At 68.9% G+C, this 20,312-nt stretch carries 13 protein-coding genes and 3 pseudogenes; 5 read left to right on the top strand and 11 right to left on the bottom strand.

Annotated features, from left to right (window positions below):
- Positions 1 to 17: 17 nt before the first annotated feature.
- Positions 18 to 1,865: an APC family permease gene (locus J7I98_RS34225; protein ID WP_214928948.1), complete on the bottom strand. Its 1,848-nt coding sequence runs from the start codon at positions 1,863 to 1,865 to the stop codon at positions 18 to 20.
- Between the two features lie 210 nt (positions 1,866 to 2,075).
- Between J7I98_RS34225 and J7I98_RS34220 the strand changes: the two genes are divergently transcribed.
- From J7I98_RS34220 to J7I98_RS34205, 4 genes and pseudogenes are all read left to right on the top strand, one after another.
- Entirely contained in the window at positions 2,076 to 2,633 is a 558-nt protein-coding gene (locus J7I98_RS34220; protein ID WP_251021607.1) for a hypothetical protein, read from the top strand.
- 205 nt (positions 2,634 to 2,838) lie between these two features.
- Positions 2,839 to 4,822: pseudogene (locus tag J7I98_RS34215) on the top strand (APC family permease).
- Positions 4,823 to 5,022: 200 nt separating this feature from the next.
- Positions 5,023 to 7,017, top strand: coding sequence for an amino acid transporter (locus J7I98_RS34210; RefSeq protein ID WP_251021606.1), 1,995 nt, complete (start codon positions 5,023 to 5,025; stop codon positions 7,015 to 7,017).
- A gap of 543 nt (positions 7,018 to 7,560) precedes the next feature.
- Positions 7,561 to 7,704: pseudogene (locus J7I98_RS34205) on the top strand (YceI family protein); the annotation flags it as partial.
- A 174-nt stretch (positions 7,705 to 7,878) separates the two neighbouring features.
- On the opposite strand, the gene J7I98_RS34200 reads toward J7I98_RS34205, so the two are convergent.
- Both J7I98_RS34200 and J7I98_RS41710 read right to left on the bottom strand, forming a co-directional pair.
- On the bottom strand, positions 7,879 to 8,472 hold the full coding sequence (locus J7I98_RS34200; RefSeq protein WP_214928947.1) for a dihydrofolate reductase family protein: 594 nt from the start codon (positions 8,470 to 8,472) through the stop codon (positions 7,879 to 7,881).
- Positions 8,473 to 8,555: 83 nt separating this feature from the next.
- Positions 8,556 to 8,919 (bottom strand): annotated as a pseudogene (locus J7I98_RS41710) (transposase); the annotation flags it as partial.
- Positions 8,920 to 9,046: 127 nt separating this feature from the next.
- On the opposite strand from J7I98_RS41710, the gene J7I98_RS34195 reads away from it, so the two are divergent.
- Entirely contained in the window at positions 9,047 to 10,567 is a 1,521-nt protein-coding gene (locus J7I98_RS34195) for a hypothetical protein (RefSeq protein WP_214928946.1), read from the top strand.
- 240 nt (positions 10,568 to 10,807) lie between these two features.
- Here J7I98_RS34195 and J7I98_RS34190 read toward each other — a convergent pair whose 3' ends face one another.
- The 8 genes from J7I98_RS34190 to J7I98_RS34155 all read right to left on the bottom strand — a co-directional run bounded on the left by J7I98_RS34190 (position 10,808) and on the right by J7I98_RS34155 (position 20,307).
- Entirely contained in the window at positions 10,808 to 12,238 is a 1,431-nt protein-coding gene (locus J7I98_RS34190) for a polysaccharide lyase 6 family protein (protein WP_214928945.1), read from the bottom strand.
- 700 nt (positions 12,239 to 12,938) lie between these two features.
- The gene (locus tag J7I98_RS34185) at positions 12,939 to 13,226 is read right to left on the bottom strand and encodes a hypothetical protein (protein WP_214928944.1); all 288 of its coding nucleotides are present in this window, start codon (positions 13,224 to 13,226) and stop codon (positions 12,939 to 12,941) included.
- A 470-nt stretch (positions 13,227 to 13,696) separates the two neighbouring features.
- On the bottom strand, positions 13,697 to 14,380 hold the full coding sequence (locus tag J7I98_RS34180; RefSeq protein ID WP_214928943.1) for a CPBP family intramembrane glutamic endopeptidase: 684 nt from the start codon (positions 14,378 to 14,380) through the stop codon (positions 13,697 to 13,699).
- 91 nt (positions 14,381 to 14,471) lie between these two features.
- Positions 14,472 to 15,668: a M6 family metalloprotease domain-containing protein gene (locus J7I98_RS34175; RefSeq protein ID WP_214928942.1), complete on the bottom strand. Its 1,197-nt coding sequence runs from the start codon at positions 15,666 to 15,668 to the stop codon at positions 14,472 to 14,474.
- A gap of 67 nt (positions 15,669 to 15,735) precedes the next feature.
- Positions 15,736 to 17,004 carry an alpha/beta fold hydrolase gene (locus tag J7I98_RS34170; RefSeq protein WP_214928941.1) on the bottom strand — a complete coding sequence of 423 codons (1,269 nt, stop codon included), beginning with the start codon at positions 17,002 to 17,004 and terminating at the stop codon, positions 15,736 to 15,738.
- Positions 17,005 to 17,146: 142 nt separating this feature from the next.
- On the bottom strand, positions 17,147 to 17,878 hold the full coding sequence (locus tag J7I98_RS34165) for a GntR family transcriptional regulator (RefSeq protein WP_214928940.1): 732 nt from the start codon (positions 17,876 to 17,878) through the stop codon (positions 17,147 to 17,149).
- Between the two features lie 45 nt (positions 17,879 to 17,923).
- Entirely contained in the window at positions 17,924 to 19,306 is a 1,383-nt protein-coding gene (locus J7I98_RS34160; RefSeq protein WP_214928939.1) for an aldehyde dehydrogenase family protein, read from the bottom strand.
- Positions 19,303 to 20,307 carry a proline racemase family protein gene (locus J7I98_RS34155; protein WP_214928938.1) on the bottom strand — a complete coding sequence of 335 codons (1,005 nt, stop codon included), beginning with the start codon at positions 20,305 to 20,307 and terminating at the stop codon, positions 19,303 to 19,305. The genes J7I98_RS34160 and J7I98_RS34155 overlap by 4 nt, the downstream gene beginning before the upstream one ends.
- Positions 20,308 to 20,312: the final 5 nt, after the last annotated feature.

Raw genomic sequence — 20,312 nt, 5'->3', positions numbered from 1 at the left:
ACTCAAGGCCGCAGACGTCAGTGGCTCTGCAGCCGGAAGCGCAGTCGGCAGATCACGGCGTCCGTGTCCCGGCGGACGGCGTGCGCGACGACCGCCCCGCGCTGGTTCTGCAGCACGCGCTGCCACAGCCGGGCCGGTTCGACCTCGGGAATGAGCACGGTGATCCGGGTGCCCGGTCGGGCGGCTGCCAACTCGCGTACGTACGCGGCGATCGGGCGACCGACGGTGCGGCGGGCCGAGGCGACGCGTATCAGCGGGACGCCCGGGTTCCATAGCGCCCAGTCCCGTTCCAGGGCCTCGGTCTGCTCGCGGTCATCGGGATCGGGGTGACAGACCGTCACCGCGCGCACCTCGTCGCCGAGCGACACCGCTGCGGTCAGGGCTTCGCTGGTGAGCCGGGTCAGGGAGGAGACCGGGACCAGTACCAGCGAGCGGTCGCAGTGCGGGGGTTCGGGGATACGGCCGACCCCGAGGCGCTCGCCGATCCTGCCGTACGCACGGTGGATGCACTCGAACCCGACGACCAGCAGCGGCAGGGCGACCACGATGAGCCATGCACCGTCGTGGAACTTGGTGGCGGTGACGACGACCGCGCTGACACCCGTGAGTACCGCGCCCAGACCGTTCAGGAGGGCTTTACCCACCCACAACGGGCCGCGTACCTCGCGCCAGTGAAGGACCATTCCGGTCTGGGCGATGGTGAAGCCGACGAAGACGCCGATCGCGAAGAGCGGGACGAGTGTGTTGGTGTCGCCGCCGGAGAAGACCAGCAGCGCGGCGGAGACGGCCGCGAGGGCGAGGACCCCGTGCCGGTGGACCTGGCGGTCGGCCTTCAGCCCGAAGACATGCGGCAGGTAGTTGTCGCGGGCCAGCAGCTTCAGCAGGACCGGCAGCCCGCCGAAAGACGTGTTCGCGGAGAGCGCCAGCAACACCATGGTGGCGAACTGGACGACGTAGAAGGCGAGATTGTGCCCGAAGGACGCGTCGGCGAGCTGGGCGAGCACGGTCACGCCCTCGGCCGGTTGCAATCCGAAGCGGGAGATCAGTACGGACAGGCCGATCAGCATCACGCCGAGAAGCGCGCCGAGGGCGACCTCGGCGCGCTGGGCGCGGCGGGCGGCCGGGGCGCGGAAGGACGGGACGGCGTTGGCGATGGCCTCGACACCCGTCAGCGCCGAGCAGCCGGAGGCGAAAGCCTTCAGCAGGAGGAGCGCTCCGACGGTGATGGCGTTGTCCGCGAGGACAGAGGCGTGGCCGGCGGCCGCCTCGGTGCTGACCGGGGCTGCGCGGAACAGGCCCACCGCGATGAGGCCCAGGATGGAGCCGATGAAGACGATCGTCGGCACGATGAACACACGGGCCGAGTCGACGATCCCGCGCAGGTTCACCGCGGTGATCAGGACCAGTACGACCAGGCACAGCCACAGCCGCTCGCCGTACAGCTCGGGGAAGGCCGACGTCAGCGCGGCCATGCCTGCGGTGACGGCCACGGCCACATTGAGGACGTAGTCCAGGACCAGGGACGCTGCCGCGACCAGGCTTGCACGACGGCCCAGATGTGCCTTGGCGACCGCGTAACTCCCGCCGCCGTCCGGGAAGGCGGCGATCACCTGTCGGTACGAGGCAACGAGCACCGCCAGCAGCGCGGCGATCGCCACGGTGACGGGGAGGGTGAAGCCGAGTCCGTAGCTGCCCGCTGCGGCCAGGACCAGGACGATCGCTTCGGGCCCGTACGCCACCGAGGCCATCGCATCGAGCGACAGCGCGGCCAGGCCGGTCACGGCGGTGAGCTTGTGCCGTGCGCCGGTATCCGGGGGTTCCTCCGCGCGGGGCGCAGTTCCGGGTTCGGTGGTCATGGCGGACATGCGGGTGGGCTCCTTTGTTGCAGGTCCGCTCAGGGTGCGCCCGAATCCGGCCGGTCCTGCCCGGCCCTGGCGCGTTCTTGGCGCGAAACGGCGATGCCTTCACGCGTTCTTGACGACAGCCGTCACGAGGGCGTCAAAGTTGACCGACGCCTCGTCAGCGGTTCATCAATGATCCGGGTACCCGCCCTCAACGGCCCTAGCGTCGGCTGCATGAGACGGAGCACACGACTCGTTCCGGGGCGCGCCCGCGACCGAGTGGAGCCCCCCGGAACGTACGCTTCCAATGCCGGCTGGGCCGGTGATCTACGGTCCGCGGCCGGCTGCGCCGCATTGCTTGTCGTTCTACTGCTGCTGATCGACGGCGGATCGGGCAGCCTCACTGCCCCGCGTGCCGTCCTGTGGACGGGACTCGCCGTCCTGCTGCTCGTGGTGCTGTTTCCGGCACGAGTGACAGCGGGCGAGGGCTGGCTCGCCTCGCGCAGCCTCCTGTGCGAGCGGCGCGTACGGACCGACCAGTTGGTGGCCGTCCGCTGGTCCGACGGCGTCGCGCAACGCCTCGTCCTGCGGGACCTGGACGGCGGACGGGTCGAGCTGGACCCACTGGTGCTCGTCGCCAATCCACCGCTGTGGCGTCTGCTGGACGCGGGCGCCCGTACGTCGCTGGGCCGGGGCACGCTGCTGTGCGGTGCGACCGCCCTGAAGCAACTGTCGCAGCGGATCGACGGCGAGACCGCCCAGACGGTCTTCAAGGTGTCCGGCCTGCAATAGCGTCAGCTGGTCACTCGCGGCTTGCCGACTCCGGTCGGCCGCCGGGGGCCAACTGCAGCATGTATACGCCGCCCGGCGGATCCCTAACGAGTTCTTGAGTCCTCACCTGGTAGTGCGGTCGTGCTGCCGAACAGGCGGGGCGGCCTACGCTCGCGCCGTGCTCAACGTGACGGGGATCCTCAAACGGCTGGTCATCGGCCGGGCCATGCGCAGTGAGGAGCTGGGCGAGACCCTGCTGCCCAAGCGCATCGCACTGCCGATCTTCGCCTCCGACCCGCTGTCCTCGGTGGCGTATGCCACGCAGGAGATCCTGCTGGTACTGACCTCGGCGGACTCGCCTACCTCCACTTCATCCCGTGGATCGCCGTCGCTGTGGTGGCACTCATGACCGTGGTGGTTCTCTCGTACCGCCAGGTCGTGCATGCCTATCCGAGCGGCGGAGGATCGTACGAGGTCGCATCGACGAACCTCGGCCCGTCGGCCGGGCTGGTCGTCGCCGCCTCGCTGCTCGTCGACTACGTCATGACCGTCGCTGTGTCGGTCGCCTCCGGCGTTGACAACATCATCTCCGCCCTGCCGGACATGGCCGAGCACCGAGTTCTGATGGCAGTGGGCTTCGTCGCGCTGCTGACCGCGATCAATCTGCGCGGCGTGCGTGAATCCGGCCGGGCCTTCGCCACCCCGACGTATCTGTTCATCGGTGGTGTGCTGATCATGGTCGGCACCGGCCTGTTCCGCTATCTGGTGGGTGACGCACCCGTGTCGGAGAGCGCCCGTTACGGCGTTGAGGCGGAGCCCGGCGACGCGGATCTGGCGGGGTTCGCACTGCTGATGCTGGTGCTGCGGGCGTTCTCCAGCGGCTGTACGGCGCTGACGGGCGTCGAGGCGATCTCGAACGGCGTACCGGCGTTCCGCAAGCCCAAGTCGGCGAACGCGGCCGCCACCATGCTGGCCATGGGCGCCATCGCCATCACAATGTTCGCCGGTGTCACCACGCTGGCGATCGTCGCCAAGGTGCACATCGTCGAGGACCCCTGCCACCTGACCGGACTCGCCGACTGCGGCTCGTACTCCCAGCGCACCGTCATCGCCCAACTGGCTGCCTCGGTCTTCGGCGGCTCGGACACCTTCGGCTTCTACTACATTCAGGCAGCGACCGCGCTCATCCTGATCCTCGCCGCGAACACCGCCTTCAACGGCTTCCCATTGCTCGCCTCGATCCTCGCCCTGCACCGCTATCTGCCACGGCAGTTGCACAACCGCGGCGACCGGCTCGCCTTCTCCAACGGCATCGTGGCGCTCGCGATCGTCGCGGCCTGCTGCTGTGGGCGTTCAAGGCGAACGTCACCGACCTCATCCACCTCTACATCCTCGGTGTCTTCACCTCCTTCACGCTCTCTCAGACGGGCATGGTCAAGCACTGGAACCGTGAGCTGCGCGTGGAGAGAGATCCGGCCGTGCGCGGCCGCCACCAGGTCGCGCGGGTCATCAACGGGGTGGGCGCCTGTGTCACAGGCCTGGTCCTGGTGATCGTGCTGTCGACGAAGTTCACACAGGGCGCCTGGCTGGCGGTACTCGCCGCGATCTTGCTCTGGGTGATGATGCGCGGCATCCGCCGCCACTACGACGCCACCTCCGCGGAGCTGGCGGTCACCGATCCGCACCGCGAGATGGTGGCGCCCTCCCGGGTGCTGGCGATCGTACTGGTCTCCACCATTCACAAGCCCACCCTGCGGGCGCTGGCCTATGCCCGTGCCTTCCGCCCCGACAGCCTCGAAGCCCTCACGGTCGCGGTCGACCGCGACGCTTCCACCGAGCTCAAACGGCAGTGGGAGCACTACGGCATCGAGGTGCCGCTGAAGGTTCTCGACTCCCCCTACCGCGAGATCACCAGATCGGTCGTGGAGTACGTCCGCTCCATCCGGCGGGAAAGCCCACGCGACGTGGTCGCCGTCTTCATCCCCGAGTACGTCGTCGGCCACTGGTGGGAAACCCTCCTCCACAACCAGTCCGCACTATGGCTCAAGAGCCGCCTGCTCTTCACCCCCGGAGTGATGGTCACCAGCGTCCCCTGGCAACTCACCTCCTCCGCCCACGCCGACCGCCCCGCAGCCCGCGCCCCCGGCGCCGTCCGCCGTGGAGAACCCAACAACACGCGCAAGAGCAGCGACGTCGGCACGCACCACTGACCTGGGTTTCCTGCTGACTGCACCAACGAGGTTCCTACACCTTGCGCTCGCAACGCACGGCCCATCACCTCGCGTGTCCACCCCGGAGTGCGTCGGCGCTGCCAAGAGGTCGCATACTCAGTGATCGTTGCGGTGTCGTGATGCGGTGATGCGGTGATGCGGTGATGCGGTGATGAGCAGCAGCCGACCAGGAAAGGTTGATGGGGGATATGAAGGACGACGCGATGGAACCGGTGTTGCCGGAGGTGGTGGACAGTCCCGCACTGCGGGCGCAGCCGACCGGGAGCGTGGCGCGGTGGCTGCTGCGCCACCAGGTTCAGCCGGTCGGACCGGCGGCCGATGAGGGGCACGCCGAGCCGCACGCCTGGTGGAAGGTGATGTGCCTGACCGGCGTCGACTACTTCTCCAGCCTGGCCTACGTACCGGCGATCGCGGCACTCGCCGCCGGGGCGGTCTCACCGCTGGCGACGCTCCTGATCGTGGCGCTGACCCTGCTGGGGATGCTGCCGATGTACCGGCGGGTGGCCAAGGAGAGCCCACACGGAGCCGGATCAGTGGCGATGCTGGAGGACCTGCTCCCGTTCTGGCGGGGCAAGCTGTTCGTGCTGATCCTGCTCGGGTTCGTGGCCACGTCATGGATCATCACGATCACCCTGTCCACGGCAGACGCCTCCGTGCACGTCGTGGAGAACCCCTTCTTCCCCCAGGCCCTGCATGGCCACGAGGTCGCCCTCACGGTGGCGCTGCTGCTGGTGCTCGGAGGGGTCTTCCTGCTCGGATTCAGCGAAGCGGTCAGCGTGGCCATCCCGCTGGTCGCGGTCTTCCTCGTGCTCAACGCGGTGGTCATCGGTGTCGGTTTGGTGGACGTGTTCACCACGCCGGGGGCGTGGTCGGCGTGGACGGACGCACTCGGCGAGGAGGGAGGCGGCCTGGGCGATCTCATGCGGCCGGCGCTGCTGGCGTTTCCGCTGCTGGTGCTCGGCCTGTCCGGATTCGAGACCGGCGTGAGCATGATGCCGCTCGTGGCAGCCGAAGGTGACAACCCCGAGCAGCGGCTGCGCTCGCGGATCCGCAACACCCGCAGGCTGCTGACCACCGCCGCGTTCATCATGAGCGTCTACCTCCTGTCCGCCAGCTTTGTCACCACCGTCCTCATCCCCGAAAAGGAGTTCGAGCCGGGGGGTGCGGCCAACGGCCGCGCCCTGGCCTGGGTCGCCCACGAGAACGTCGGGGAGGCGTTCGGCACCTTCTACGACATCAGCACCATCTTGATCCTGTGGTTCGCGGGCGCATCCGCGATGGCAGGGCTGGTCAATATCGTCCCGCGGTACCTGCCCGACTACGGCATGGCCCCCGAATGGGGACGCGCAGTACGCCCCGTCGTCATCGTCTACACCGCCCTCTGCATCATCATCACCATCGCGTTCGACGCCGATGTCGATGCTCAGGCAGGCGCGTACGCCACCGGCATCCTGGCCATGATGGTCTCCGGCGCCTTCGCCGTCACCGTCTCCTCAGTACGCCGCCGCCGACGCGCCACCGCCACAGGCTTCGCGCTGCTCACCGCGATCCTGCTCTACGCCCTGGTGTACAACATCGTCGACAAGCCCGACGGCATCGCCATCTCCGGCATGTTCATCGCCGGCATCATCGCCGTGTCGCTGATCTCCCGGGTCTCGCGCACCACCGAACTGCGCGCCGACCGACTCGTCTTCGACCCGGCCGCCCGCCAATTCATCACCGACACGCTCGCCCACGACAACTCCATCAACATCATCGCCAACCGGCGTCAGGCCGGCGACAGCGCCGAGTACACCGACAAGGAGCGCGAGCAGCGCGGCACCAACCCGGTGCCCGGCCCGGCAGATGTGCTGTTCCTGGAAATCGACGTGGTCGACCCGTCCGACTTCAGCGAAACCCTCACTGTCCGCGGCGTCGAAGTCGGCGGATACCGGATCCTGCGCGCCGAGGCCCCGGCCGCGCCGAACGCCATCGCCGCGATCCTGCTCGCCCTGCGCGACGCCACCGGTGTCCGGCCGCACTGCTACTTCGCCTGGGCAGAAGGCAGCCCCCTGCGGCACATGTTCCGCTACTTCCTTCTCGGCCGCGGCGACACCGCTCCGGTCACACGCGAAATCATCCGCAGTCACGAACCCGACCCCGACCGCCGCCCCGGTATCCACGTCGGCGGCTGACCCGCCACAGCGCCTGGCTCCACAAGGGACGTTGCCGACAGCACGAAGCCCCGGGAATTCGCCATGACCTCCCGGGGCTTCGCGCTTCGCTGTGCGCACGCGCCGCCGAACAGCAGACACCGTCGCGCCGAGACCGTCGACCTGATCCTGCGCCGCCCGCGGTCGCCGACTCATTCCGTCCGCAGGCCGACGGTCATGGTCAGGCTGCTGGGGAGGGCCTCGCAGGCGTCGCGCAGGTGCAGGGCCAGTGCCTCCCCGGCGGGTGACTCCGGGTAGGCCGGGGACATCCAGGTCCTCGCGGCATGCCTCCAGGACACCCGCTCCCATCTCTTCCTCACCTCCGAGTACCTCGGCGGCCTCGACCTGTTCGAGGACCTGGGCCTGATCGCGGTGAGCGACGACGAGGTGGGTATCTTCTGGTCGTTCGGCGCGTACTGACGTACGGGCGGCCATGACGCACGCCATGGGCAACAGTCGTTAGCAGCCGCAGGTACGTACGAGATCGACCCGGCGGCATCGACGGTTGGCTTCGACGCGCGTGCCATGTTCGGGCTGCTCCCAGTCCGCGGCACCTTCACTATCAAGCATGGCTGGATCAATGTTTCCGAACTTGCAGAAGAGTTGTCGGTGAAAGTCGTGACGGAGGCAGCCAGCTTCGAAAGCGGCAATCAGCAGCGTGACGACCATGTCAGGTCCTCCGACTACCTGAACGTGGCTCGATGTCCCGACGGAGACACTGAATCCGTCAATGACAGGCACCGTCACCGTGACGCCGTGGCAATGGCAGCCGCCCGGCACATCGCCCGACGGTGTGCCGCGCCGGCTCCTCTTGAGTGGAGTTGCCGCGCCTCCCGCCGCGAGTCACCGCTCTCGGTCCGGTTCGACGGCGTACTGGACGAGGACGAGCCCGGAACCCTCCCAGGTACGGGTGCCGAGCAGCCGCAGGGAGACCGGCGGCCGGCTCTCGAAGGCGGGGGTGCCCGCGCCCAGAACGCCGGCGCCGATCATCAGGTGGAGCTCGTCGACGAGGCCGTGGGCCAGCAGGTCGTTCCACAGGGTGTGGCTGCCGAAGACGATGATGTCGCGGCCCTGGCCGCGCTTGAGCTCAGCAATCTGCTCGTGCGCATCGGCGCGGCCGACGATGCGTGTGTTCTGCCACGGCGCGGCCGGGTCGGGCGTGAGGTTGTCGGAGACGACCACCTTGTCGATGTCGTTGTTACGGCGCGAGATCTCGCGCTCCAGCGGTGGCGCGTCAGGATCGTCGGCGATCGCCGGCCAGTAGCTCCTGAACCCTTCGTACGACGTGCGGCCGAGCAGCAGGGTGTCCGCTGATCGCAGCCGCTCGGCGTTGTACTCGGAGAACCCCTGGTCGAACGGCATGGCCATGACGTCACCGCCCGGGCCCGTGAAGTAACCGTCGAGCGAGATGATGTTGCAGACGATCAGCTTGCGCATCGCCGACACCCCTTCCGGGCATTCGTCCTCGGCATTCGGTCGTACAGGGTAGAACGCATCCACGCCGCGAAGTCATCGGACGCGCGGTTCTTCGAGCCGAGTTGTCTTCCCGGGTCCGGTCGTGAGGGTTCGGTGCACGGGCCGGGCAGGACAGGCGTGCGCGCGGGTTCCGAAATCCCCGGCGGACCCCGGCCGGGGTGAGCCGGGCGGGCACGGCGGGCCGTTCCCAGGGTCGGCGGAGGTCGGCCGCGAGTGGGCAGGCAAGGCGGAGCCGGTGTGGGCGGTGATGATCAGCCTTGTCCAGCCGCCGGCGGCCTCGGGGGTGCGAATCTTCGGCCGGGTCCATACGAGCGTCTGCTTGATCGCACTGAAGCAGTGCTCAAGTTCGACCCTGCGCAGGAACGCCTGGCACCGCAGATCGACGTCCTCGCCGGTCATCCCGGTTTTGTATCGATCACAGCCGCAACCCCACGGAGACAACACAACCTGCGGCTGTGGTCCGGGCGTTCAGCTCCCCTTCGGCTCACCACCCGCCGAAACGGACGCTGTCAGTGTGCGCCCCTACAGTGACCGCATGATCCCTGAGACACAGCCTGAGAGCGCCCCGCAGCATCTGCTTCAGAAGTGGATCGGCGACCTGCCGTATCAGCTGCTGCTCCTGGAGAAGGTGCTCCTTACCGACGATTTTCCCTTCGACTACTCCCCCAAGTCGCTGGACGCTTTGGAGGCTCGCCTGCTGCAGCGCTACGAATCCGCCCAAGTCCCCGAGAAGCGGACGGAGTTCGTGGAGAGTGCGATGGCCTATCTCGGCGAAATCCTGCTCGGCATCGCGGGCGGTGCTTGGGGCTGGAATACTCGGCCGGTCGACGATCTCCCGGGGCAGCCCGTCGTCTGGCCGGACCCCGAACTTGAACTCTCACCCGTCGCACCGATGTTGCTGATCTCGTACGCCCTCCGAGTCCGCACCGGGACCGCGTTCGCCGAGGAGATCGAGCGGCTGCGGCAGGCCGTGGCGGCACGGCAGCATGCGGTTCCGGGGTGGGAGCCGGTCAAGGAGCACACGCCACGCGTGGACCCCAGTGCGCCGCTGCCGCAGGATCCGGTGCTGACAGCGTGGCTGGCCGAGCGGAGGAAGGCGCTCTCCGTCTGGGCCGAGGACGCGTTCGACGGAGCGTGGAGGTGGAATTTCCACCCCGACACGTTGGACTGGCTGGAAGTTGTGGTGAGGCGGCGGTTCGCCACGGTGGAGGAATTCGACGCCTCACGGGACGAGCCGTTCGTACAGGGCGCCTGCTGGTACATGGGCGAGGTGATCCGGCGGAACAAGGGGGCGGTGTGGCAGTACATCCCGTTCGATCCTGACGCCGAGCCCGGGGCCCCGGGGTCGCGGGAGAGCGTGTGGACCGAGGTGCCGTTCGTGGATCAACCGGACAAGCGGGTCGGGGGCGCGGCGATTCCGCTGGGGTGCCTGCGCGAACTGCTCCTCCAAGAGGAGGTGGACGGGGAACCGAAGGAGCGCAAGGACACGCTGCGGGACGTGCTGTTCTGGTTCAGGTCGTCCTCGTACGCACACGTGGGGGCGCTCCTGAAGCGGATGGGCATGGTGGCTCGGGAGAAGGTCGACAGCGTCCTCACGAAGTACGTCGAGTTCGCGCACGACGAGCTGCCACCCCACGAAGTGCCTGCCACGCTCGAAGCGTTCGGTGTGGCGATCTCGGCCCACGGGGACGATGTCGACGATCTCGAGGAGAGCTACGCGGGCATCCTGGAGGAGGCCGCGGCACTCACCGACGGCGCGGTCACCATCACCGACGTCAGGCTGCACGGGGGCGAGTACGGCGACGTCCTGGAGTTCGCCCGCAACGGCGTCCTGGTGACCCAACACACCGAGCACATGTCGGACGACTACCTCGACCACCTGGCGATCACGGAGTTCATCGACCACGTCGATCCCGACCCCGGCGACGACATACGCCGGTTCTACCTGGTCGGCTTCGTGCGCCTCAGGGACGCCAACTACGAGAGCTACTTCGTTTTCGCCACGCCCGAACAGGCTGCCGTGCTGGAGACGGGACTCGGCCTGGAACTGCGCTGAGCGAACCGAGCGGACCGGTGATCGGCCCCGGCGCGGGGTGGGGCCGATCGACCCGGATCCGTCGTGACGCACAGGCGTGGCGCGGAGACCTCAGCTTGCCTCTTCGACGCCAGATACGGCGCACCTCGCATGGTGTCGGCGTACGAGCCCAGGTGCAGAGGCGTTGGGCCCCTCGCGTGGCAGACCGGCCGGAGCGGACCGGGGCGCCCACCTCACGGGCGCCCCGTCACCCGTGACCGCTCACGATGCGTCCGGACCCACGTCCGCCGCCGTGAGGGGACGGCGGAGAGGAGCCAGTGTCGAGTACTCGTCGGCGCCGATGTCACGGGTGGTGCCGCGCGAGTGGCCGTCGATGTCATCGGCCACGGACGGGCTCCCCAGCGTCGCTGCGCCGATCGCCGGGCTGCCCGCCGACAGCCGGAATACACCGTCGGACTCCTGCCGAAGGAGCGGGTCGACCCGGCGGTAGGTGCCGGAGGGGATGTTGCCATTGGACGCCGCACCCCACAGGATGTTGCTCTGCCAGGTGAAGCCGGTGGTCTTCCCCACCGCGACCAGGCTGCCGGCGCTGCCGACCAGGAGGTTGTCGGCGATGACCACGTCACGGGGCTCGTAGTCCCGGGTCTCGCCCGAGAGCGTTCCGGCGTTGCCGAGCAGAGTGTTGTGCACGATCACCGCGCGGTCGCACGCGTCGTTGCCGCGCCTTTCTTCGGTCGTCTCGCCGGGGTGGTGGTCGCGGGTGGTGCCGCTGCCGATCACCAAGGCCCGGCCCGACAGGCCGCCGAGGTAGTTGTTGACGACCAGATGATCGTTGCCGTAGACGCGCAGCCCGTCGGTACCGCCGATCAGGTAATTGCCCTCCGTCGTGGAGTGGTTACCGTGGCGCAGCACGATTCCGCCGCGGCTGTCGCGAATCGTGTTGTAGCGGATGCTGTTGTCCGAGGATTTCACCGAGATGGTCTCGGGGTCTCCGTCGCACCGCTCGAACAGGTTGTACTCCACGATCGCGTGCGCGCTGGACAGCGCCCGACTGCTGACGCCGAGCCGGATCGGCTCGCCGCCGTTGGCGCCGGCGTAGCTGTGGCCGGAGAAGTGGTTCTTGTAGATGTGGAGACGCTGGGCCATCGCGGTCGAGCCGGGGCCGTCGACGACGACGAAGATGCCTTCGGTCGTCTTGTCGTGGAAGCGGTTCCGGTCGATCTTGACGTCGTCGGCCCGCACGACGACCCAGTCGAGCCCGCTGATGTCGGCGAAACGGAAGTCGTTGCGGGTCAGTCGGATGCGGGGACAGCTCGCCGGAATCTCCAGAGTGGTGCTCTGGCGGAAGGCGAAGCCGCTGAGGGTTATGTTGCTCGAGTTGCTGAATACGAAGCTGCGCCGGCCCTGGAGCACCGCGCCGCCGCGAGATTCCGAGACGATGGTGATCGGCGCGCTGCTGGTGCCGTTCTTGCCCGAGACACTGATGGCACCCCCCGACGGGACGGTGTACGTGCCGTCGGCCAGGACGATCCGGTCGCCGGGTACCGCGCGGTCGATCGCGTTCTGGAGGGCGTCCAGGGAACTGACCGTCGTCGTGGCCGCCGACGCGCTGGTCGGCAACAGGGCGTCGAGTGGCACAGCGGCGAACGCTGCGCCCAGCAGGGTGCCTGTGAGAAACGTGCGTCGTTGCATGATGCCTCCGGTAGGAACGGAAAGGTGCTGAGCCGGCACCATCAGGTTGGGAAAACGCTCAGTGCCCTGTTGCCAGGAGCTAGGAGCTAGGACAGGCTTCGGAGAAGTAGCTGCGGATCGCTTGGCGTTGCCGACCTCGCCCGTGGCCGGCTCATCCGATCGGGGCTCCCGACGCACCCCGACCCCGTGGGCCCAACCCGAAGCCGCCGCAGGCGGTGAGCGCCAGGCTGAGGGCGGCAACGGCCGCGGCCACCGGCAAGGCCAGAGCGATGGATGGAGGTACACGTGTGGGGACTCCCCGTGTCATGCAATCAGTACGGCTTGCTCATAGCTTCGGGCCCTGCGCTGCCGTTCCGCTGACGTACCGCTGACGTGCTGCTGTTCCGGTCCACCTCGTCGAAGACCTGCCGCCGATTCCGCGGCGGCCGACCCATCTTCGCTATCGGAGCCAACAGCGGCTCCAGCCACCACCACTGTTGGTCTGTCAGATCCCCCCGGCCCCACGAGCGGATCCTGGCACACCTGGCCTCGTGCGTGGTGTGGTCAGCAACTCCCCGCGTCTCAGCGGGACCGGTGGTTCGACGAACTGAGGTCCTCGGCATCAACCCGTCGGAGAACGACGTCCCCACAGAGTTCCTGGACGGCAGCTGGCTTCAATCAGCATCGTGAAGCCTTCTGAACACGCCTTTCACAACACGCCTTAGGCGCTGAACGCCCAGATGAGGGTGATGGTGCCGACGAGTCCGACGGTGCCGAGAATGGTTCCGGCAATGGCGGTCCACAGGCGGCCGGTGCCGTGGACGGCGTAGTGGATGCCCGCTGCGCCGAAGGTGACGGCGAGGGCTCCGGCGATGAACCCCCATGGGAGCGTGGGCACGAGCGCGGGCACCCATGAACCTATGGCGGAGAAGGCTCCGAGGACAAGTGCGGTGGGGCCTAGGGCGACGGCGGGTGTGTCGGTTCGGTCGGGCACGGTCGGCTCAGGCATGACCTGTTCCTCCTTTGAACGTGTTCAAATTCTGCTCTGATCGTACCGACAGGGGGTGGCGGCCGACTGGTTGGGGTCGAGGCATGGCGAAGCCCCGCCGGTCCGCACGGACCGGCGTTCGGGGGTCCCGCACACGTGGCCCTTCACCTGACACTGTTTTGAGCGCTGGCCGCGGCCGCGCTTGAAGTGCTGACGGCTTGCGGATCAGACAGCTCGGGCGTTCAACTCACCGTCGAGGGTGATCCGTTGCGCTGACCAGTGCGCCATACGCCAGCAAGGTGTGTGGGCTCACTCGGCCTCCAGGCGGTAGCGCGAGGTGGTCACCACGATCTGCCCCTAGGTGGCCTTGTGCCGCTCCGCTCTCAGCCGGTGTCGCCATGTCCGTGATCCACATTCCCGTCGCGATGCATGCATGCATGCAGCCAGAAGGGATGCCGACGTGCACAACTGGCCACAAGACTTGCCGCGCCTCACCAGCGGGCGACCGCCCAGGCGAGCGCATAGCCCGCGCTGTTGAGGGCGCAGTGCAGTGCGACGGGTGGGATGAGGCTGCCGGATCGGCGGCGGAGTTCGCAGAAAAATACGCCGGCGAGGGCGGTGCCGGCCACCGCTGCTGCCACAGACAGGGCGACCCCTGTCGGGCCCGTGCCAAAGACAGCCTCGGCAGCCGCGTTCGCGCGCGTGAGCCCCCGCGAGGGCTCCACGTGCCAGAGCCCGAAGAGCACCGAGGACGCGGCGGTCGCCCAGGTGTGTCCCCACCTCCGCTCGACCATGGCCCACAGCACTCCCCGGAACGCGATCTCCTCGAGCAGTACGGTGCCCAGCGGTACACGGACCAGCACGCGGAACACCAGTTGTTCCGGGGTGAGGCTCGCAGCGCGTTCGTCCAGGAAGGCCTCCCGGGTGAACGGCACGGCCAGACCCAGCAGATAGACCACCATGACGGCACCGACCAGGACAAGACCCCAGCGCAGTCCCCGGCGGGCGGAGCTGGCTCCGAGGCCAAGGTCCGCCCAGCTGAGGCCGTCCCACCGGGCGATCAGCAGGAGAACGGCGGTCGTGGCGGCGCAGAGGGGGACGTACCAGTCGGCCGCGAGCCGATTGGCCCACACCTGCACGGCAGCGAGTACCGCGATGACCAGAGTGATCCGCATCGTCCTACCAGGATCGCCGAAACCAGTGGCGGTCCCCCGCGCAACGCGCCGGTCAGCGGTCAGGGTGCGAACTCCGGTCAGCCTGCCTTCGTCAGGACATCCTGAGCCGCACCACATCCCCCGCCCTGCCACCTGCAAGGACGTCGATGCGGACGCCGTCGGCGGGGTCCGTGAAGGTCTGGCCCGGGGCGTAGGCCGCCAGGTCGAGCCCGGTGCACCCGGTGGGTGGCGTCGAGGCCGGGTTGCCGTTGATGACCCGGACCGGTCCCTCACCGGTCGGGGTCGCGGAGTCGACCTTGTAGATGAGGACGCCGGCGGAGCACGCATTCCTGTCGTTGCCCTCGGCTCGGCGGGACTCCGCGACGTACGCAGTCGTCTCGCTGGTGCGCAGCACGGCGATCTTGGTGCCGTGCGGCCGTTCCACCGGGGTCAGTCGTACGGTGCGCTGTCCGGGAGCGGTCAGGCAGGCGACCTGGGTGTCACGGGTCCACCCGAGCTTCCAGGAGTGCCAGCCCAGGTACTGGGGAGCATGGCCGGCGATGTTGCCCATGACGTCCCAGCCGCCGACGTACTGATGAGTGGCGCCGGTGAAGGAGTACAGGTCCGGGAGGCCGAAGGTGTGGCCGGTTTCGTGAGCGACGACCTTGTGGCCCCAGCGCCAGAGGTCCTGTCCGAAGGTCACGGCCCACTTCACACGCGTGCCGTCGGCGATCACGCCGGACGATGCGGGGTCGTAGAGGTAGGTCGGGGAGAAGGAGATCGCGGACGCCGCCCTGGTGGGGACGACGTAGACCATGTCGTAACGGGAGAAGTCCGCGTACGGGTCGGCGGCCGCGATCGCGTCACGTACGTACTTTTCGTGGCTCTCGAAGGTGAGGCCGCGTTCGAAGCCGTACGAGTCCGAATCCGCCGGCATGCGGATCCAGCGGTGCAGTGAGGTGAGGGCGAGACGCGAGCGCCCGTAGCTGGCTTTGCGGATCCAGTCGGCGGCCGGGGCGAGTTGAGCGGCGTACGCGCCGGTGGAGTCGGTGGCCCGGGCGTCGGGGAAGTCCACGAACAGTGTCAGTACGCGCCGGGTTCCTGTGGAGGGCTGGAACTGGACCCGATCGGTGTCGTGGCCTTCGTCGGTCCACCCGGTCTTTCCGGGGAGCGCGCACGCGGCGGCGGGCGCGGCAGACCGGGGCGCGGGAGATGGGGTGGCTGCGTTCGCCGTGGCAGCGGCGGTCAGGCACGAGGCGAGGGCGAGAGCTACGGCGACGGAACGCGGGCAGGTCGGCAGGGCAGGCATGGGACTCCCGTCGGAGGCGAGCGATGTCTGAGAGGGGATGGAGGCGAAGAAACGGGGAACGAGTGGGCTACGCGCGGCCTGCGGCCAGGTCCATCAGGCGGGCCAGTACGCGGCCGCCGGAGGCGGTGACGCCGTCGTGCTCCCACTCGTTGGTGACCCAGGCACGGCTGGCACCGACTTCGCGCACCGTGCGCAGGGAGAGATCCGCATCGACGTACATGTCGTCGTGGTAGACGACCGCGGCCAGGGGGACCTGGTTGGCGGCCAGGCGGCGAGGGTCGTAGAGCGGGGGCCAGTCGGTGCGTCGGGCCAGGAGGTCCGCGGCGTCGGCGAAGGGGCGCAGGCCATTGATCTCCCGGAACATCCAGGGGTAGATCATCTCCCCGGTGAGCAGGAGAGGGTCCGCCTCCTCGGCGAACTCGGGGCAGTCGGCGAGTGCGCGGGAGGCCGCCCAGCCGGTCGGGCCGGCCCCTTGCCCGTACAGAGTCTCCTGCATGACGGCGAACAGCGGATTGTCGGTGAAGCCGGTCAGGGCCTCGGCCTGGTGGAGGAAGGTGTCCGTCAACTCGCCGTGCCCGTCCAGGGATTCGTCGAGCAGCCAGTGGATCCGTTCGAAGCCGTCACCCATGCCGAGGGCGAGTCCGAGGGTGCGCAGGCGGCGGGGTGTGAGGCGGTCCCCTCCCGGCAGCCGGATGTCGTCGGCCGCGAGGAGGTCGGCAATCTTGCGGAGTCGGGGGGCGTCGTCCGGGTAGCGGGCGTAGAAGCCGAGGACCCGCTCCCGCACCCGGGGGTACGTGCGGGCGTACACGTCGTCGGCGGTCGCGGTCAGACCGGGCAGTCCGCCGGTGACGTAGCAGGCCCGCAGGCCTTCTGGGGCCCGGGAGAGGTAGGTGAGGGTGATGAAGCCGCCGTAGCTCTGGCCGAGCGTCTCCCAGGGCGCGTCGCCGCACAGGCGGCGGCGTATCAGTTCCGCGTCGGCCACGATGGCGTCGGCGCGGAAGCAGGCGAGGTACGCGGCCAGCTGGGCCGGGGAGTCGAACCGGGAGGCCGTGCGAGCTGTGACCGGGGTGGAGCGGCCGGTGCCGCGCTGGTCGAGAAGCAGCACACGGTGGGTCTTCAGCGCCTGAGGCAGCCACGTCGGCGAACCCGCCGAAGGGCGCGGTGCCTTGCCGCCGGGGCCGCCCTGCAGATAGAGCAGCCACGGCAGTTGGTCACCGGTGCGGGCCGGGTCGACGACCTCGCGCGCGAACACCCGGATGGTCTGGCCGCCCACCGGCAGGGAGTGGTTCAGCGGGACGGTGAAGAAGTGATCGGTGGTGGCGTACGCCGGGTTCATAGGTCCCTTTCACAGCACGCTAGCGCCAGGTGACGTGTGACATTTCATTGAGTAGCGTGAATCAGCGACCCCGTTCCGAGGAGCTCTCATTCGGGCATAGCACCGCGTTAGGGCCCCGCGTTATGGGGCCACCCGTGCCGCTTCAGGCCGAGCGCTTCCCGGTACCTCGCGCCGCTCGCTTGGTTCCGGTGGTTCCGGCCTGTGAAGGGCCGCCGCTGCCGGCCCACAGAGAGCGGACATGACCCAGGTGCCTGGCCATGCACTTCTCAGCCCTCTTCGCGTCGCCCGCGAGCATCAGGTCGAGGAGTTCCAGATGCTCCTCGGCCGAGGGGATCAGCTCGCCGCGCTCGTCCAGGACGGTGAGCCCGTACAGTCGGGACCGCTTGCGCAGGTCGCCGACGGTCTCGACGAGGCGCTCGTTGCCGGAGAGCTCGAGGAGCGACAGATGGAACTGCCGGTCGGCCTCCAGGTAACCGATGAGGTCGTGGTCACGGGCGGCCCGGACGATCTCCTCGGCGACCGGGCGCAGCGCCTCCAGTTCCTCGCGCGTGGCGCTGCGGGTGACCCGGCCGACCGTGGGGATCTCGATCAGTGCGCGGATTTCCGTGTACTGATCGAGGTCGCGCTCGCTGACCTCGGTGACCCTGAACCCCTTGTTCCGGACGGGCTCGACCAGGCCCTCACGGGCCAGGTCGAGCATCGCCTCGCGCACGGGGGTGGCGGAGATGCCGAAGTCCTCGGCGAGCGTGGGAGCCGAATACACCATGCCCGGACGCAGCTCACCGGAGATAAGTGCTGCCCGCAGGGCGTTGCTCACCTGGTCGCGCAGCCGCTCCCGGGTGGCGTTGAGATCGGTGTGCTTCAGGTGCCCCATGGAGGTCATGATCCCTTCGGTCCGGTACGAATCCACCGTACAATGTCACGTTGCTTTCGCAGGTGACAGGGTGTAAGTCCGGCTGGAGGTGTAGAACTCCAGCGCCGCCCGGCCCTGTTCGCGCGGCCCGTGGCTGGATGCCTTGGCGCCTCCGAACGGCACGTGGAAGTCGACGCCGGTGGACGGTGCGTTGATCCTGATCATTCCGGTGTCGAGCTGGTCGAGTCCGCACAGGACCGTGTTCAGATCGGCGGTGTGGACCGAAGTGACCAGGCCGTACGGCACGGAGTTGGTGATCCGCACCGCGTGGGCCACGTCCTCGGCGGGCAGCAGCGCCGCTACGGGTCCGAAGACCTCTTCGCTCAGCAGGCGGTGTCCCGGGGGGACCTTCTCGACCAGGGTCGGGGCCGCGTACCAGCCGGGCCCGTCGGGCATGCTGCCGCCGGTCAGCACACTCAGGCCGTGCCAGGCGTCGCAGACCTGCTCGCGGGCGTGCTGGTTGATGAGCGGCCCGCTCACGGTCGCCGCATCGGACGGATCGCCGACCACAACGGCCCGCAGCGCCTCGGAGAGCGCCTCGCGCAGGGGATCCAGAGCCGCACCCACCGCGATGACACGGCTGGTCGCGGTGCACTTCTGGCCCGCGTACCCGGCGATCGCGGCGGCGATGTGAGCCGCGGCCTGCTCGATGTCGGCGTCGGGAAGGACGATCGCCGCGTTCAGACCGCCCATCTCGGCCTGCACCGGGACGCCCCGGGCCGTGGCGCCGCGTGCGACAGCCCGTCCCACGGCGGTCGACCCGGTGAAGGAGACCGCATCGGCGGAGGAGACGAGCGCGTTGCCCTCCGTCGCCCCGCCGGGCAGGACGGTGAACACCCCGGCCGGCAGGGCCCGCTGGACGATCTCGGCCAGGCGCCCGGCGCAGGCGGTGGCCTCAGGGGCGGGCTTGAGGACGACCGCGTTCCCGGCCGCGAGCGCCGGTGCGGCCTTCCAGCTCGGAATGGCGAAGGGAAAGTTCCAGGGCGTGATCAGTCCGGCCACGCCGTGCGGCCGTCGGCGGGTGAGCAGCAGGCCTGGGCCCGCAGCGGTCTCGTGGACCGCGCCGACGGGCTCGTACGGGGCCTGGGCGTAGTAGCGCCAGATCGCAGCCGTGCGCGCGACCTCGGCACGGGCTTCGGCGAGGGGCTTGCCCACCTCCCGGACGGCGAGCGCAGTCAGCTCGGTCGCCGCGGCGTCGATGGCATCGGCGACCGACCCGAGTGCGGCCGAGCGGGCGGCCGCACCGCCGAGCATCCACCCCGGCTGGGCGGCGCGCGCCCGTTCCACGGCGTCGACCGCTGCGAAGGCGCCGGGCGCCTGAACCTGGAGGAGTACGTCGGACGGGTCGGCCGGATTGCGTGAGGTGATGAGAGATTCGGTGGCGGTCACAGGAGGAAACCTCCGGGGAAGGGGTCGTCCGGGTCGAGGAAGTACTGGGCGGTGCCGGTGATCCAGGCGCGTCCGGTGACGGTCGGCACGACGGCGGGCACCGTGCCGACGGTTGTCTCCTCGGTCAGGCGGCCGGTGAAGCGGGTACCGATGAAGGACTCGTTGATGAAGTCGCGGCCGAGGGGCAGCTGCCCACGTGCGTGCAGCTGGGCCATCCGGGCCGACGTGCCCGTGCCGCACGGAGAGCGGTCGAACCAGCCGGGGTGGATGGCCATCGCGTGCCGTGAGTGGCGGGCGTCGGAGCCGGGAGCGGCCAGGTACACGTGTTTGACTCCGGCGATCTCGGGGAGCTCGGGGTGCACGGGCCGCTCGGGCGAGGCGTTGATCGCCTTCATGATGGCGAGCCCGGCGGCCAGCAGGTCGTCCTTGCGCGTGCGGTCGAACGGCAGCCCCAGCGCGTCGAGTTCGACGATGGCGTAGAAGTTCCCGCCGAACGCGAGGTCGTAGGTGACCGTGCCGTATCCGGGTACGGAGACCTTGCTGTCCAGAGCGGCACAGAAGGCCGGCACGTTGGTGAGCGTGACCGCTGTGGCCGCGCCGTCCGCCACTTGGACCTCGACGGTCACGAGTCCCGCCGGGGTGTCGAGCCGGACCGTGGTGACCGGTTCGGTCACCGGCACCATGCCCGTTTCGACCAGGACGGTGGCGACGCCGATCGTGCCGTGTCCGCACATCGGGAGCAGCCCGGAGACCTCGATGTAGAGGACTCCGAAGTCGGCGTCGGGGTGGGTGGGCGGCTGGAGGATGGCGCCGCTCATGGCGGCGTGGCCGCGCGGCTCGTACATCAGGAGCGTCCGGAGATGATCCATGTGTTCGATGAAGTGGAGCCGTCGCTCGGCCATGGTGGCACCGGGGATGGTGCCGACGCCACCGGTGATCACGCGCGTGGGCATGCCCTCGGTGTGTGAGTCGACTGCATGGAAGACATGGCGTGTACGCATGGGCT

It is taken from the genome of Streptomyces sp. ISL-98, assembly GCF_018614055.1.
GTDB classification, from domain to species: Bacteria; Actinomycetota; Actinomycetes; order Streptomycetales; family Streptomycetaceae; genus Streptomyces; species Streptomyces spiramyceticus.
The sequence above is the reverse complement of the archived record's forward strand: the minus strand, read 5'-3'. Positions and strand labels throughout refer to the sequence as shown.

Excerpts from the sequence above, each read along its gene's own strand:
- J7I98_RS34180 (WP_214928943.1), bottom strand. The coding sequence starts at position 14,380 with ATGCGGATCACTCTGGTCATCGCGGTACTCGCTGCCGTGCAGGTGTGG.
- J7I98_RS34195 (WP_214928946.1), top strand. The coding sequence starts at position 9,047 with ATGATCCCTGAGACACAGCCTGAGAGCGCCCCGCAGCATCTGCTTCAG.
- J7I98_RS34165 (WP_214928940.1), bottom strand. The coding sequence starts at position 17,878 with ATGGGGCACCTGAAGCACACCGATCTCAACGCCACCCGGGAGCGGCTG.
- J7I98_RS34170 (WP_214928941.1), bottom strand. The coding sequence starts at position 17,004 with ATGAACCCGGCGTACGCCACCACCGATCACTTCTTCACCGTCCCGCTG.
- J7I98_RS34225 (WP_214928948.1), bottom strand. The coding sequence starts at position 1,865 with ATGTCCGCCATGACCACCGAACCCGGAACTGCGCCCCGCGCGGAGGAA.
- J7I98_RS34175 (WP_214928942.1), bottom strand. The coding sequence starts at position 15,668 with ATGCCTGCCCTGCCGACCTGCCCGCGTTCCGTCGCCGTAGCTCTCGCC.
- J7I98_RS34210 (WP_251021606.1), top strand. The coding sequence starts at position 5,023 with ATGGGGGATATGAAGGACGACGCGATGGAACCGGTGTTGCCGGAGGTG.
- J7I98_RS34200 (WP_214928947.1), bottom strand. The coding sequence starts at position 8,472 with ATGCGCAAGCTGATCGTCTGCAACATCATCTCGCTCGACGGTTACTTC.
- J7I98_RS34185 (WP_214928944.1), bottom strand. The coding sequence starts at position 13,226 with ATGCCTGAGCCGACCGTGCCCGACCGAACCGACACACCCGCCGTCGCC.
- J7I98_RS34190 (WP_214928945.1), bottom strand. The coding sequence starts at position 12,238 with ATGCAACGACGCACGTTTCTCACAGGCACCCTGCTGGGCGCAGCGTTC.
- J7I98_RS34220 (WP_251021607.1), top strand. The coding sequence starts at position 2,076 with ATGAGACGGAGCACACGACTCGTTCCGGGGCGCGCCCGCGACCGAGTG.
- J7I98_RS34155 (WP_214928938.1), bottom strand. The coding sequence starts at position 20,307 with ATGCGTACACGCCATGTCTTCCATGCAGTCGACTCACACACCGAGGGC.